This window comes from Microbacterium sp. NPDC058342 (assembly GCF_042723935.1).
Lineage (GTDB): Bacteria > Actinomycetota > Actinomycetes > Actinomycetales > Microbacteriaceae > Microbacterium.
Genome location: NZ_JBHXID010000001.1, coordinates 1928203 through 1942494 on the forward strand (window position 1 = coordinate 1928203; position 14292 = coordinate 1942494).

The following is a 14292-nucleotide window of genomic DNA, read 5'->3' on the forward strand; positions in this document are numbered from 1 at the left end:
GGTTTTCCACCCCCCGGCGCGGGGGCGGGGGGGGGTTGCGGCGCGCCCGCCGCCGGCGCGCCCCGGCCCGCCACGACGCGAGAACGCCGATCCGCGCTCGTCGTCGTCCTCGTCGTCACGACGGGACGCCGCGGGCAGCGGGACGATCTCCGGCGCGTAGAAGTGCAGCTGCGTCGAGACCTTCGAGACGAACACCTCGGGAAGCAGCCCGAGGCTCACCGCCGTCACCGGCTCCGCCGACTTCTCAGGCTCGGCCGCCTGCTCGGATTCTGCCGACGTCGCGGGCTCGACCGACTGCTCGGACTCTGCCGACTTCTCGGGCTCGGCCGGCTGCTCGGGCTCGGGCTGCGCCGTCGGCTCGTCGGCATCCGCTGTGCCTCCCGACGCCGTCTCCGTCGGGACGTCCGCGACGAGAGCCGGGGCCGGCTCGACGGAGGCGGGCGTGCTCTCGTCGACTACCGCCGGCTGCGCCGGTGCGGTGTCGTGGAGAGGGGTGGTCTTGTCATCGTTCTCATCGGCCATCTCTGGCTTACTCCCTGCGCGGGCACTGCGTGCGCCGCGGAAACTCGTGCGGCGAAACAGCAGCCGCGAACTCAATCGGCATGCGATCTGCTCAATGGCCAGACCGCGTGGGGCGTGCCGCCCCGAAGTCTTTTCGATGCGACCGCGACTGCTCGCGACGGCATCCGGAGCCATTATCGCACCTCTCGCGCAGTGCCGCCGCATCCGCCGCCGCGACGCGCGAGTCGCGCTCACGTCCAGCCCATAGCCGACGCTGGAATAATCCCGGTATGAGCGCGCAGCGAACACGGCACACCGGCTACGGCATCTGGCTCATCGCCGCGAGTGTGCTGGGCTGGTGGGCCGCCTTCCAGCTGACCATCGAGAAGTTCTTCCTGCTGGAGAATCCGAGCGCGCAGTCCAGCTGCTACGTGAGCGTGATGCTGCAGTGCGACAAGAACCTCGGCTCCTGGCAGGGCGAGGTCTTCGGATTCCCCAACCCCCTGATCGGATTGACCGGCTGGATGGCCGTCCTCGTCGTGGGCGTCGCCGTCGTCGCCGGCGTGCGCTTCCCCCGGTGGTTCTGGGCGCTGTTCGGCCTCGGGATCCTCGGCGCCTTCGCCTTCATCGTCTGGCTCATCGGTCAGAGCGTCTACGCACTCGCGGTGCTCTGCCCCTGGTGCATGGCGACCTGGGCGGTGACCATTCCGACGTTCCTCGCGACGCTCGTGCATCTGCTGCGCAACGGCACCCTGAACCGATCGCCGCGCGTCCAGGCGCGCGCGGGACGCCTGATGGCGTGGGTTCCGCTCATGACGATCATCGCCTACGCGATCGTCGTCGCCATCGTTCAACTGGCCGGTCTGGATCTGCTCGGCGAGGCGTTCGACCTCGTCTTCTGACCCGCCGGGCCGTAGACGGAGGAAGGGGCGCCCCGCGGGGCGCCCCTTCCTCCGTCCGGCAGATCAGAACCAGATGCCGAGCTCGCGCTGTGCGGACTCCGGGCTGTCCGAGCCGTGCACGAGGTTCTGCTGCACCTTCAGGCCCCAGTCGCGGCCGAAGTCCCCGCGGATGGTCCCCGGTGCGGCAGTCGTCGGGTCGGTCGTGCCCGCCAGCGAGCGGAAGCCCTCGATCACCCGGTTCCCGGCGAGGCGGATGGCCACCGAGGGACCGGACATCATGAACTCGAGCAGCGGCTCGTAGAAGGGCTTGCCCTCGTGCTCGGCGTAGTGCGCGGCGAGCAGGTCGCGGTCGGGCTCGACCAGGCGGATGTCGACGAGCGCGTAGCCCTTCGCCTCGATGCGGGCGAGGATCGTCCCCGTGAGGCCGCGGGCGACGCCGTCGGGCTTGACGAGGACGAGGGTTTCTTCAGTGGCCATGTCATTCGCTCTCTGTGTGAGGGTCAGCCGGTGTGTGGATGTCGTCGGCGCTCTGCGTCGGAGTCCTGCGATCGATCCGGGCACCCCCGATCGTCGCATACGCCCACATGCCGCCGAAAATCAGAGCGACCAGGGCGATGGCGGGAACGAGGACGGCGGAAGCGAGCACGAGCCCCTGCAGCACCCAGCCGGTCGCGATGGCTCCCGGGCGGGAGATCGCCCCCGCGAGGGCGATCATCGCGATGGCGAGCACGAGGCCACCGATGATCCCCCACCACGGCGGAATGCTCTCCGGCATCGCCTTCAGCCCGTAGACGGTGAGGCCGGCGAGGAACACGATGATCGCCTCGAAGCCGAGCACGATCGATCCGAGCTTCTGCGCGAGGGTGCGAGGAGCGCGCGGCGCACTCATGCCCGCCACCCGCTCTTCCAGTCCTCGTCCTCCGAGAGCAGCACGGCCTCGCCGGCGAGCACGATCGATCCGGCGATGACGACGGCACGACGCTCCGATGCCGCTGCCCATTCCCGGGCGGCGTCCGCGGCCTCGGCGAGCGTGGGATGCACGCTTGCGCGGCGTCCGCGCGCCTCGACGAGATCTGCGATGGCATCCGCGTCCTCCGCGCGATCGGAATCGGGCGCTGTGGCGAACACCTCCGCGACCGCGGGCAGCAGCTGATCGACGATTCCCGCGATGTCCTTGTCGGCGAAGCTCCCGAGCACCAGCCCCCATTCGTCGAAGTCGAAGCTGTCGTCAAGGGAGCGCGCGAGCGCGGCGGCCCCATGCGGGTTGTGGGCGGCATCCACCACCACGGTGGGCGCGATGCCGACCAGCTGCAGACGGCCGGGTGAGGTCGCGCCCTGCAGGCCGTCGGCGACGATGTCGCCCGCGATGGGTTGGCTCGCCCCGCCGATCAGCGACTCGACGGCGGCCACGGCGAGGGCGGCGTTGTGCCCCTGGTGCGCACCGTAGAGCGGGAGGTACTCGTCCGCGTACTCCGCCGCCAGGCCGTGGATGCTGATGAGCTGTCCGCCGACGGCGAGCGTCTGCGCCGACAGGCCGAACCCCTCTCCCTCGAAGGCGATGGTCGCCCCCTTCTCAGCCGCCACGCGGCGCAGCACGGCGGCGACCGCGGGATCCTGCTCGGCGGAGACCACCGATGCGCCGTCCTTGATGATCCCGGACTTCACCTCGGCGATGGCCTCGATCGTGTCCCCGAGCCGGTCGGCGTGGTCCATGTCGATCGGCGCGAAGACGGCCACGTCGCCATCCGCGGTGTTGGTCGAATCCCACGACCCGCCCATGCCGACCTCGAGGACGAGCACGTCGACGGGGGCATCCGCCGCCGCGACGAAGGCGAGCACGGTGAGCAGCTCGAAGAACGTCAGGGGCGCGTCACCCGAAGCCTCCAGCTCGGCGTCCACGATGGCGATGAACGGCTCGATCTCGTCCCATGCGTCCGCGACCGCCGCATCGGCGATCGGCTCGCCGTCGATCATGATGCGCTCGGTGAAACGCTTGAGGTGCGGACTCGTGAACAGCCCGGTGCGCAGTCCATGCGCGCGCAGTAGGCTCTCGATCATGCGGGCCGTCGACGTCTTGCCGTTGGTCCCCGTGATGTGCACCACGCGGTACGTCTTCTGCGGATCGTCCAGCAGCTCCAGGATGCGCGCGGTGCGCTCCTTGCGCGGTTGCACCCAGCGCTCGCCGGCACGATCGAGCAGCTTCTCGTAGAGGGCGTCGGCCCGCTGCGCGTCGCTCATCGCTCCGCCTCCTCGACGGCGGTCGCGTCGATCGTGACGATCACCGGCGCCTTCCGCGCGCCCAGCGCCTCCGCCGCGGTGCGGAACACCCCGTCACCGGGGCTGGTGACCGACGCCGCGAGCTCGGCCATGCGCTCGGTCGGCTGCACGGAGAACCCGACGGCCAGCGTCTCCGCCGCGATGAGCCCGGCATGCGCCTGCAGCGCCTCGGCATCCTCGGGCGACGCGTTCAGGGCGAGCACGATGCGATCGCTCACATCGAGACCCGCGTTCTTGCGCGCCTCCTGCACCACGCGGATCGCATCGCGTGCGACCCCCTCGGCTTCGAGGCCGGGGGTAGTCCGGGTGTCGAGCAGCAGAAATCCGCCGCCGGGAACGAGCGCGAGCGCCTCGCCCTCGGGCCGGCCCGAGGTCTCGAGCACCAGCTCGTACTCCCCCGCCTCCAGTGCGATCCCGTCGGCGGTGACCACGCCGCCCTGTTCCGTCCAGCGGCCCTCCTTCGCGGCACGGATGACCTTCTGCACGTCCTTGCCCAGGCGCGGCCCCGCGGCGCGCGCGTTCACGCTCAGCCGGTGGCTGATGCCGTACTCGGATGCCGTGTGCTCGCCGAGCCCCACCAGCTCGACGGACTTGACGTTCAGCTCCTCGCGCAGGATGCCTTCGAACTGGGCGAGGTCGGCGGCGAGCGGCGACACCACGGTCAGACGCGCCAGCGGCAGGCGCACGCGCAGCTTCTCCTTCTTGCGCAGCGCGTTGCCGGCGCTGGAGAGCTCTCGCACGGCGTCCATCGCGTCGCGCACATCATCGGCGGAGGGGAAGTCCGCGGCATCCGGCCAGTCCGTCAGGTGGACGCTGCGTCCGCCGGTCAGCCCCTGCCAGATGCGCTCGCTGATCAGCGGCACCAGGGGCGCCGCGACCCGGGTGAGCGTCTCGAGCACGGTGTAGAGCGTGTCGAAGGCCTCGGTCGCGGTTCCTTCCCAGAAGCGATCGCGCGAACGCCGGATGTACCAGTTGGTCAGCACCTCGGCGAAGTCGCGCAGGCGCGCGGACGCCGTGGTGGAGTCGAGGCCCTCGAGGTCCGCGCGGACATCCCGGACCAGGTCCCCCAGGCGGGCGAGGATGTAGCGGTCGAGCACATCGGTCGAATCCGTGCGCCAGGATGCCTCGTAGCCGCCGGCCTTCGCCGCGTTGGCGTAGGTGGCGAAGAAGTACCAGGAGTTCCACAGCGGCAGCAGGAACTCGCGAACGCCGGCGCGGATGCCCTCCTCGGTGACGGCCAGGTTGCCGCCGCGCAGCACCGAGCTGGACATCAGGAACCAGCGCATGGCATCGGAACCGTCGCGGTCGAGCACCTCGCTGACGTCCGGGTAGTTGCGCAGCGACTTCGACATCTTGTAGCCGTCGGAGCCGAGCACGATGCCGTGGCAGCTGACCCCGGTGAACGCCGGACGGTCGAACAGCGCGGTCGAGAGCACATGCATGACGTAGAACCAGCCGCGGGTCTGTCCGATGTACTCGACGATGAAGTCGGCCGGAGCGTGCGAGTCGAACCACTCCTGATTCTCGAACGGGTAGTGCACCTGCGCGTACGGCATTGAGCCCGAATCGAACCACACGTCGAAGACGTCCTCGATCCGCCGCATCGTGCTGCGTCCGGTCGGGTCGTCCGGGTTCGGACGCGTCAGATCGTCGATGTAGGGACGGTGCAGGTCGACCTCGCCCTCGGTATTGCGTGGAAGCGCGCCGAAGTCGCGCTCCAGCTCCGCAAGCGACCCGTACGCGTCCACCCGCGGGTACTCGGGATCGTCGCTCTTCCAGATCGGGATCGGTGAACCCCAGTAGCGGTTGCGGCTGATCGACCAGTCGCGAGCGCCCTCGAGCCACTTGCCGAACTGGCCGTGCTTGACGTTCTCGGGCACCCAGGTGATCTGCTCGTTGTTCTTGAGCAGATCGTCCTTGATGTCGGTGACCCGGATGAACCAGCTCGACACGGCCTTGTAGATCAGCGGATTCCGGCAGCGCCAGCAGTGCGGGTAGGAGTGCACGTAGCTCTGCTCGCGCAGCATCCGGCCGCCCGCGCGCAGGATGCGGATCAGCGGCGTGTTCGCATCCATCCACAGCTCTCCCGCCACATCCGTGACGTGCGGCAGGAAGCGCCCCCCGTCGTCGAGGGAGATGATCGTGGGGATGCCAGCGGCGGTCGTGACGCGCTGGTCGTCCTCACCGTAGGCCGGCGCCTGGTGCACGATGCCGGTGCCGTCGGTGGTCGTGACGTAGTCGTCGACGAGGATGCGCCAGGCCCGGCCGGTGCCCCAGGTCTCAGCATCGGCGTAGTAGTCGAACAGGCGGTCGTAGGTGACGTCCTCGAGCGCCGATCCGAGATGGGTGGCCTGCACCGCGGCGAGCGCGTCGTCGACCGACTCGTAGCCGAGGTCCTTGGCGTAGCCCCCGAGCAGGTCCCGGGCGAGCAGGTAGCGGTGCGCGTCGCTCTCGGCGGGGTCGTCGCCGGGGATGATGTCGGCGGCGCCGTTCGGGCCGGGCGGCAGCACCACGTATTCGATGTCGGGACCGACGACGAGGGCGAGGTTGGTGGGGAGCGTCCACGGGGTGGTCGTCCAGGCGAGGGCGCGCACGGCGGTCAGCCCGAGCGATTCGGCCTTGACCCCGGTGAGCGGGAAGGTGACCGTCACCGAGGGATCCTGCCGATCCTGGTAGACGTCGTCGTCCATGCGCAGCTCATGGTTCGACAGCGGGGTCTCGTCGCGCCAGCAGTACGGCAGCACGCGGTACCCCTCGTAGGCCAGGCCCTTGTCGTACAGCTGCTTGAAGGCCCACAGCACGCTTTCCATGTAGCCGAGATCGAGCGTCTTGTAGCCGCGCTCGAAGTCGACCCAGCGCGCCTGGCGGGTGACGTAGTCCTGCCACTCCCTGGTGTAGGTGAGGACCGAATCGCGCGCCTTCCCGTTGAAGACGCCGATCCCCATCTCCTCGATCTCGCTCTTCTCGGTGAGACCGAGCTGCTTCATGGCCTCCAGCTCCGCCGGCAGCCCGTGGGTGTCCCATCCGAAGACGCGGTCGACCTTCTTGCCGATCATGGTCTGGAAGCGCGGGAACACGTCCTTCGCGTACCCGGTGAGAAGGTGGCCGTAGTGCGGCAGGCCGTTCGCGAAGGGAGGGCCGTCGTAGAACACCCACTCCTCGGCGCCTTCGCGCTGCGCGATGGATGCCCGGAAGGTGTCGTCCGCCTTCCAGAAGTCGAGCACGTCCGTCTCGATCTCGGGAAAGCGCGGGCTCGGGGTGACGGCGGCGGGGCCGAATGCTGTGCCGGAGGTGCGCGGGTAGGTCATCGTCTCTCGCAGTGATCTGTGCTGGTGGCGGTCGGATGCTGCTGCAAGGACGACCCGTGCTCGCGCGCGGACCGCGGTACCACCCTGCGTGCGGCGCCGGACGGCGTCGCCACTCTCACTGCGGCGATGACGGGCCTGCCCCGCTCGGTTCTACTGAGCCCGAGGGCCGTTCTTCCGAGAGCTCCCCGGTGATGGCCGGATCACAGCATGTCCGGCCATTGTACGCGTTCCCCGCACCGAAGTGCTGTCGTCGCGTCCGGTCACGTCGAGCACTTGGCGCGGTCATGGGCGCCAGCGGCGGACAGATAGTGGGAGTTCGTCCGCGCGAAGCGTACATCTCCGCGCGAAGCGCACACGATCACGCCGCGAGATGGAGTCCCTGCGCGACTGCGCGCATGATCAGGTCCTGCACCGCCGGCCAGTCGAACATCATCTGCGCGTAGGACACGCGGACGTGGTACCCGAGGAGGGAAAGCGCAGATACGTCTCGAGTCCGGCATCCGCGAACGGCGTCGCCTCAGCCAGCACCCTGCGCGCCGCGGGACGCAAAGGCAGCCGCGTCATCGCGGCCATCTCGACGAGGCCTTTGTTGAATGCCGAGTCCCAGGTGGCGACGGCCTGCTCGAAGGGCTCGCACTCGGCGATGAATGCAAGGACGTTCTCGACGGGATCGATGAGCGCGTCAGGGTCGCGAGGAATCAGCGAGGCACCCCAGTGCACCTTCGCCCGCACGGGCACCCGACCACCGCGCGACACCGGGACCGCGACATGCGGATCGCCCTGCGGGTCATGCAGCCAGAGGTCGTAGTGCCGCGCAGCCGTGCGGCAGGTCAGAACGACGCCGAACCTCGCCGCGTCATACAGCATCCGCGGAGCGCTCTTCGCAGCAAGCCAGCCCCGCCGAGGCCGGCTGAGCAACCCGCCGGCGACCGCCGCATCCACCGTGCGGCGGCTGAAGCCGCGCTCGGCAACCCGCGCCGCGCGCACAATCCCTCCGCAATCGGAGACGAAGCCCACGAGGTCTGAGATCCGGGATGCCATGTCGACATGGTGCTCGACCATGACACGACCCGGGTTCCGGAGTCCCGCGCATGGGGACAGATCGTCGCCGAAGCCGAACTGTGCAGGAGGAATCGAGCCACCGCACGAAACCCGCTGATCGCGTCCGGCTGTCAGCCCGCGCGCTTCACGCGGACATGTGCACCAGCTGAGGGCGATTTCTGAAGCTTCGTCCGCAGGAAGCGCACTTATCCGCGCAAGGCGTTCAGGTGTTCCGGTCAGTCTTCGCGATGGTAGCCGTACAGGTCGGTCGGGGCGTCGTTGACGCAGACGTCGGCGCCGCCGTCAGGGTCGGGAATGCGGATGCTGCGGCCATAGGCCTCATCGAGAATGGACGCCGCGAATCCGGCATCCATCAACCGTGCGGCGAGCGCATGCAGGTCTCCGGTGGTCTGGAACGACAGCCCGACGCCGGGCCCATGGCCCTCTGCACGTCCGGTGACCGAGTGAACGCCGACGGCACCCGCATCCGCTCGCATCTCAACCCACCCTCCGCGATCGGCCACGACTGCCGCCCGCATCCCGAGCGCTTCGAGGATGCCGCGCACCTCGGCGATGTCTTCGTGGAACCAGATGGGCTGCACGGTGACCTCGCCGGTGACGGCGACGGCACCGGGGAAGACCGAGATCTCCGCACCCGATCGGGTACGCACGGTGAGGTGATCGCCGACCATCTGCATCCGGCCGCGGGTGACCGAGTATGCGGCGAGCGCCCGCTCGGCAGCGTCCAGATCGTCGACGAGCAGGTTCAGATCCACCGCACCCACGGGACGGTGGTCATCGGCGCGGTGCACGGCGAGCACCCCGTCGCCGCCGAACTCACCCCAGTCCGGCGAGGGGGGATAGAACGCCGTCAGGCCAAGGGACTCGGCGAGCGCATGCCAGCGCTCGGCATGCACGGTGTAGACGACCTGCTGGACGATGATCACGAGCTCTCCTCCACGTATGCGCGCAGTGCGCGTTCGACCAGCGCCGAGAGGCTGGACTCCTCATCGATCGCCCGATGCTTGACCGCACGGACCACGTCGGGCGGCAGATAGACGTTGAACTGCACCTTCGCATCGCGTGACTGCATGCTAGCAACCTAACCATGATCCCGACGGAACGGCAAGCTGTCGGCGTTTCCTGGGCATCTCCATGCGGGACTGATCCGGTGCGCCCCGTGTACGACTCGCGCGGAGATGAGCGCTTCCTGCGGAGCATCCGCTCGAGCTGATCCGCACGACGTGCACATCCCCGCACCAGGTGCACGATCGCCCCGTGCCGGTTCAGCGTCCTGCGGCGAGCAGCTCCCGCGTGAACGGATGCCGAGGGTCGGCGAACACGTCGGCCACTGCACCCTGCTCGACGATCACGCCGTCCTGCATGACCAGCACGTCGTCGCTGACCGCGGCGATGACCGCGAGGTCGTGCGATACGAACACCATCGTGAGGGCGCGCTCCCGCTGCAGTCGGCCCAGCAGATCGAGCACCCGCTGACGCACTGTCGGGTCGAGGGCCGAGACCGGCTCGTCGAGGACGAGCACTTGCGGGTCTGCGGCGAGCGCGCGGGCGATCGCGGCGCGCTGGCGCTGGCCGCCGGAGAGCTCGTGCGGGCGCCGACGCGAGAGCGCCCGGTCCACGCCGACCTCGTCCAGCAGCTCGACCGCTCGCGCTTCGCGGGAGGCACGCGGCACCCCGGCGGCCTGCAGCGCCTCGCGCAGGGAACGGCCGATCGTCCACCGCGGATCGAAAGCGCCGAGCGGGTTCTGGTGCACCAGCTGCACCCGCTGGGGCGAGACCCACTGCAGCGAACCGGAATCCGGATGCTGCACACCGACGATCATGCGCGCGAGCGTGGTCTTGCCTGAGCCGGACTCGCCCACGACACCCAGGGTGCTCCCCGACCGCAGGGTGAAGGCGGCGCCGACGACGGCGGGGCGATCGAACGACTTGGAGACGTCGACGGCACGCAGCAGCGGTGCTCCCGAGGAGAGCTCTGGCGGCCGCGGCGCGAGCGTGCTGGCCGCCAGGAGCTCACGTGCGTGGTCACTGCGCGGCGACCGCATCACCTCGTCCGCCGAGCCCAGCTCCACGATGCGGCCTGCCCGCATGACGATCACGCGATCGGCCACCCTGCGCACGGCGGCGAAGTCATGGCTGATGAACACCACGGCACGGCCGCTGTCGGCGATGCCGCGCAGCAGCTCCAGGATGCGTGCCTGAACCGTGGCATCCAGCGCCGTCGTGGCCTCGTCGGCGACGATCACGGCAGGATCAGCCGCGATGGCTGAGGCGATCAGCGCGCGCTGCCGCAGCCCGCCGGAGAGCTCGTGAGGACGGTTGCGCATCCGGTGCTCCGGGTCGGGCATCGAGACCGACTCGAGCAGTTCGATCACCCGCGCACCGTCCGCACGCAGCCCGTGGATCTCCAGGGGTTCGGCGACCTCCCGGCCGATCCGTCGCAGCGGGTCGAGCGCGGAGAGCGCGTCCTGTGAGACCAGAGCAACCGTCCGCCCGCGCAGCGCTCGCCATCCCCGCTCGCTCCTCGTCGTGACGTCGTGACCTTCGAGCCGCAGCCTCGTCGCCGTCATCCGGGCCCGCTCCGGGAGCAGACCGAGCAGGGCGCGGGCGGTGAGGGACTTGCCCGCCCCGGACTCGCCCACGATCGCCAGGCATTCGCCCGCGGCGACCTGGAAGGACACGTCATCGACGAGGGTGCGACCGGCGATCTCGATCCGCAGGCCCTGCACGTCGACCGCGCTCATGCCGCACGTCCGTCCATGCGCGCGCGCAGCGCGCGGCCCAGCACCGTGGCACTGATCACCGTGAGCGTGATCGCCAGGCCCGGGAACACCGAGATCCACCACGCCTGGCCGAGCACGTTGCGGCCGCCGGCGAGCATCAGCCCCCATTCCGGCTCCGGCTCGGCCGGTCCGAGCCCGAGGAAGCTCAGGCCCGCAGCGGCGAGGATCGCCGAGCCGATGCCGATGGTCGCCAGCACGCTGAGCGCGCCGAGCACCCCGGGCACCACGTGCCGTAGGAACGCCCTGATCGGGCCGACGCCGACGATCCGCGCCGCCTCGACGTGCTCGGCCACGCGCAGGGTCCTGGTCTGCGTGCGTGCCAGCCTCACGTACACCGGCACGGCGGCGATCGTGACGGCGATCGCGACGTTCGCTCCACCCGGGCCGAGCACGGCCACCACGATGAGCGCGACGAGGAACTCGGGGAACGCCAGCAGGATGTCGGTGAGTCGCATGGTGGCGACATCGACCGGCCGCGGGGCGATGCCCGACAGCGCACCGACCGCGAGCCCCAGCAGGAGTGCGAGGGCGGTGGCGAGCACGCCGATCCCCACCGAGCGCGCAGCACCGTGAACCACGCGGGCGAGCACATCGCGGCCGGACTGGTCCGTGCCGAACGGGTGGGCGGTCCCCGGCGCCTGCAGCGCCTCGCGCACGTCGGTCTGCAGAGGGTCGTGCGCGGTCAGCAGGTCGGGGGCGAGCGCTGCCAGCGCCACGAGTGCGAGGAAGGCGCCGGCGAGCCAGAGTCCGGCAGCGCGCGCGATCACCTCCGCTCTCCGATCGCGGGCGCCTCGAACGCTCCCGTCCTGTCCCGCAGGCGGGGATCGAGCACCGGATGCAGCAACTCGACCAGCACATTGACGATGACGAAGACGAGGGCGCTGAGCATGATGATGCCGGCCACCACCGGCAGGTCGCGGTTGATGATCGCGGCGAGCGTCACTCGGCCGAGTCCGGGGCGGGCGAACACCGTCTCGACGAGCACCGCGCCGCCGAGGAGCGATCCGACCAGGTACGCGGTGAGGGTGAGCGCGTTCGCGGCGCCGTGCCGCAGCGAATGTCGCAGCACCAGCCGAGCCGGTCCCGCACCGCGTGCGCGCGCCGTCTCGGCGAAGGGCTGCCGTTCGGCGTGATCGATGCCATCGCGGAGCACCTGCCCGATCAGCGCCGCGACGGGAAGCGCGAGAGTGACCGCCGGCAGCACGATCGTGGCCGGGTTGCGCGAGCCTGCCACCGGCAGCCAGCCGAGCCCGAACGCGAAGACGGCCAGAAGCAGGAGCCCGATCCAGAACACGGGTGATGAGAGCACGACGAGCTCCGCCGTCACCGCCACGCCCCGCGCGATGCCCCGCCGGGCGAACAGTGCCGCCGCGACCGCGAGCAGCACCGCGAGCAGCAGCGCCACCAGGGTCAGCTGCACGGTGGGTCCGAGCTGGCGGCCGATGACCTCGGTCACGGGCATCCGCAGCTGATAGGAGCGGCCGAGGTCGCCGTGGAGCAGACCTGCGAGATAGGACAGGTACTGCTCCAGCGGAGGACGATCGAGCCCCAGGTCGGCACGGATGCCCGCCTTGACCTCCTCGCTCACCTGCGCCTGCGGTCCGAGCATCACCGACACGGCGTCGCCCGGGATGATCCGGAACGCCAGGAACGCCAGCGTCGCGGCACCCCAGAGGACCACCACGACGGATCCTGCGACCCCGGCGAGCCGGATCAGAGCGCGTGACACGTCGTCGTCGCGGGTCAGCCGGCCAGACTCACCGTGTAGAACAGCGGGCGCCCGTAGAGGTCGTAGTCGAGTCCTGAGACGTCCTTCGCGGATGCTGTGATGGCCGACGCCACGTACAGCGGCACGATCGCCACGTGCTCGGCATTCCACTGCTGCAGCTGCGCGTAGATCTCGCCGCGAGCGGCGGTGTCGGAGGTGGACAGCCCTGCGGAGAGCAGCTCGTCCACGGCAGGATCGCTGACCTGCGAGGCGTTCTGGAAGCCGTCCGTGCCCAGATGACTGCGCAGCAGGTCGGCATCCACCCCGGAGAACTCCCAGTCGGTGATGTCGTACGTCTTCGGACCGTACTGCTCGTTGTACGCGGCCGGCTCCAGCGTCTCGCGCACGATCTCGAAGCCGACCTTCTTCAGATCGGACTGGATGGCGTTGGCCAGCGCGGTGCGATCGTCCGACACCGGCGTCCAGGCGATCCAGCGCGCGGAGAGGCGCTCGCCGTCCTTCACGCGGATGCCGTCGTCGCCCCGCTCGGTCCACCCGGCCTCGTCGAGCAGCCGGTCCGCCTCGTCGGGGTCGAACGCCCAGGTGCCCTCGAGGCCCGCATCGTATCCGGGGGTGGTCGGTCCGAGGATGCTCCAGGCGCGCGGGAACTCGCCGAAGAAGATCTGCTCGACCGCGGCGTCGACGTCGATCGACAGCTCGAGCGCCCTGCGCACCTTCTGATCGGCGAGCACCCCGTGCTTCTCGTTGAGGAACAGCGAGTAGGGCAGGCCCGGGTACTCGTTGGATGCGACCGTGATGTCGTCGCCGAGCCCGGCGACCGCGTTCGGCGGCAGCTGACCGGCGATCTGCGCCTCACCGGAGGTCAGGACGCCGGCGCGCACGGATGCCTCGGGCAGGATCTCCACACGCAGGGTCTTGATCTTCGGAGCCTTCGCGCCGCCGGGCCCCCACGCGTAGTCGTCATTGCGCGTATACACCAGCTCCTGATCGGCGGTGTACTCCGTGAGGATGAACGGGCCCGTGCCGATGTTCACGTCGGGGCCGCCGGCCTTCAGCTGATCGGCCGAGGCCTCCAGGACCTTCGGCGACCAGAAGCCGAGCTGAGCCGTGCTCGCCGCCTGCAGGAACGGCGCGTAGGGCGCGGTGAAGTCCACCTCGACGCTGTGTTCGCCGAGCACCTCGGTGCCCGCGTAGAGCTCGGCCCCGAGCATGCTGTACGCCTGCGCGGACTCGGTCTTCGGATCGATGATGCGGTCGAAGTTCGCCTTCACCGCCTCGGCGTCGAAGGGCGTGCCGTCGGTGAAGGTCACGTCGTCGCGCAGTTCGAACGTGTAGCTCCTGCCGTCCTCGGAGACCTTCCAGCTCTTGGCGAGCCACGGCGAGAACGATCCGTCCGGCTCCTGGAACACCAGCGAGTCCAGCACCTGGCGCTGCACCATGGCGGACACGTCGAGCTGGCTGGTCTGCGGGTCCATGTGGCCGTTCGCGAGGTTGGCGCCCTCGATCGCCCACACCAGCTCGGCGTCCGGATCGGTGGCGGTGGAGCCGCCGGAGGCGGGGCCGGCGCAGGCGCTGAGCACCAGGGCGGATGCGGCGGCGAGCGCGGCGAGGGGAAGGGATCGGCGCACGGAGAAGAAGGGCATTCGGGACCTCTGGGAAGTGCGGAAGGTTGACATTCCATGCTACCCGCGATTCTTGGACGCGGTCGATCTAGGCCTGTTCGGCGATGT

Annotated in this window: 12 protein-coding genes and 1 pseudogene; 1 reads left to right on the forward strand and 12 read right to left on the reverse strand. The window is 69.8% G+C overall.

Features of this window, described 5'->3' with window-relative positions:
• Positions 1-522, reverse strand: a pseudogene (locus tag ACFWHT_RS09015) (ribonuclease E/G); the annotation flags it as partial.
• Between the two features lie 269 nt (positions 523-791).
• Between ACFWHT_RS09015 and ACFWHT_RS09020 the strand changes: the two are divergent.
• Positions 792-1403 carry a vitamin K epoxide reductase family protein gene (locus ACFWHT_RS09020; protein ID WP_378827499.1) on the forward strand — a complete coding sequence of 204 codons (612 nt, stop codon included), beginning with the start codon at positions 792-794 and terminating at the stop codon, positions 1401-1403.
• A gap of 63 nt (positions 1404-1466) precedes the next feature.
• Here ACFWHT_RS09020 and ndk read toward each other — a convergent pair whose 3' ends face one another.
• The 11 genes from ndk to ACFWHT_RS09075 all read right to left on the reverse strand — a co-directional run bounded on the left by ndk (position 1467) and on the right by ACFWHT_RS09075 (position 14205).
• Positions 1467-1880: a nucleoside-diphosphate kinase gene (ndk, locus tag ACFWHT_RS09025; protein ID WP_378827501.1), complete on the reverse strand. Its 414-nt coding sequence runs from the start codon at positions 1878-1880 to the stop codon at positions 1467-1469.
• A 1-nt stretch (position 1881) separates the two neighbouring features.
• Positions 1882-2292: a DUF4233 domain-containing protein gene (locus ACFWHT_RS09030; protein WP_378827503.1), complete on the reverse strand. Its 411-nt coding sequence runs from the start codon at positions 2290-2292 to the stop codon at positions 1882-1884.
• Positions 2289-3641: a bifunctional folylpolyglutamate synthase/dihydrofolate synthase gene (locus ACFWHT_RS09035; protein ID WP_378827505.1), complete on the reverse strand. Its 1353-nt coding sequence runs from the start codon at positions 3639-3641 to the stop codon at positions 2289-2291. Before ACFWHT_RS09035 ends, ACFWHT_RS09030 begins: the two co-directional genes overlap by 4 nt.
• Positions 3638-6988 (reverse strand): isoleucine--tRNA ligase, encoded by a 3351-nt coding sequence (ileS, locus tag ACFWHT_RS09040; RefSeq protein WP_378827507.1) that lies wholly within the window; start codon positions 6986-6988, stop codon positions 3638-3640. The genes ACFWHT_RS09035 and ileS overlap by 4 nt, the downstream gene beginning before the upstream one ends.
• A 429-nt stretch (positions 6989-7417) precedes the next feature.
• Entirely contained in the window at positions 7418-8029 is a 612-nt protein-coding gene (locus ACFWHT_RS09045) for a hypothetical protein (RefSeq protein WP_378827510.1), read from the reverse strand.
• Positions 8030-8265: 236 nt separating this feature from the next.
• On the reverse strand, positions 8266-8976 hold the full coding sequence (locus ACFWHT_RS09050; RefSeq protein WP_378827512.1) for a hypothetical protein: 711 nt from the start codon (positions 8974-8976) through the stop codon (positions 8266-8268).
• A complete protein-coding gene (locus tag ACFWHT_RS09055; protein WP_378827514.1) occupies positions 8973-9122 on the reverse strand; it encodes a CopG family transcriptional regulator in 150 nt (49 codons plus the stop codon). Before ACFWHT_RS09055 ends, ACFWHT_RS09050 begins: the two co-directional genes overlap by 4 nt.
• Before the next feature lie 193 nt (positions 9123-9315).
• Positions 9316-10794 (reverse strand): ATP-binding cassette domain-containing protein, encoded by a 1479-nt coding sequence (locus ACFWHT_RS09060; protein WP_378827516.1) that lies wholly within the window; start codon positions 10792-10794, stop codon positions 9316-9318.
• On the reverse strand, positions 10791-11600 hold the full coding sequence (locus ACFWHT_RS09065; RefSeq protein ID WP_378827519.1) for an ABC transporter permease: 810 nt from the start codon (positions 11598-11600) through the stop codon (positions 10791-10793). Before ACFWHT_RS09065 ends, ACFWHT_RS09060 begins: the two co-directional genes overlap by 4 nt.
• Positions 11597-12562 carry an ABC transporter permease gene (locus tag ACFWHT_RS09070; protein ID WP_378827521.1) on the reverse strand — a complete coding sequence of 322 codons (966 nt, stop codon included), beginning with the start codon at positions 12560-12562 and terminating at the stop codon, positions 11597-11599. Before ACFWHT_RS09070 ends, ACFWHT_RS09065 begins: the two co-directional genes overlap by 4 nt.
• 14 nt (positions 12563-12576) lie before the next feature.
• Complete coding sequence (locus ACFWHT_RS09075; RefSeq protein WP_378827523.1) at positions 12577-14205, reverse strand: ABC transporter substrate-binding protein; 1629 nt, start codon at positions 14203-14205, stop codon at positions 12577-12579.
• Positions 14206-14292 lie beyond the last annotated feature (87 nt).

Coding starts and splice junctions, on each gene's coding strand:
- ACFWHT_RS09020 (WP_378827499.1), top strand. CDS start 792: ATGAGCGCGCAGCGAACACGGCACACCGGCTACGGCATCTGGCTCATC.
- ndk (WP_378827501.1), bottom strand. CDS start 1,880: ATGGCCACTGAAGAAACCCTCGTCCTCGTCAAGCCCGACGGCGTCGCC.
- ACFWHT_RS09030 (WP_378827503.1), bottom strand. CDS start 2,292: ATGAGTGCGCCGCGCGCTCCTCGCACCCTCGCGCAGAAGCTCGGATCG.
- ACFWHT_RS09035 (WP_378827505.1), bottom strand. CDS start 3,641: ATGAGCGACGCGCAGCGGGCCGACGCCCTCTACGAGAAGCTGCTCGAT.
- ileS (WP_378827507.1), bottom strand. CDS start 6,988: ATGACCTACCCGCGCACCTCCGGCACAGCATTCGGCCCCGCCGCCGTC.
- ACFWHT_RS09045 (WP_378827510.1), bottom strand. CDS start 8,029: ATGGCATCCCGGATCTCAGACCTCGTGGGCTTCGTCTCCGATTGCGGA.
- ACFWHT_RS09055 (WP_378827514.1), bottom strand. CDS start 9,122: ATGCAGTCACGCGATGCGAAGGTGCAGTTCAACGTCTATCTGCCGCCC.
- ACFWHT_RS09060 (WP_378827516.1), bottom strand. CDS start 10,794: ATGAGCGCGGTCGACGTGCAGGGCCTGCGGATCGAGATCGCCGGTCGC.
- ACFWHT_RS09075 (WP_378827523.1), bottom strand. CDS start 14,205: ATGCCCTTCTTCTCCGTGCGCCGATCCCTTCCCCTCGCCGCGCTCGCC.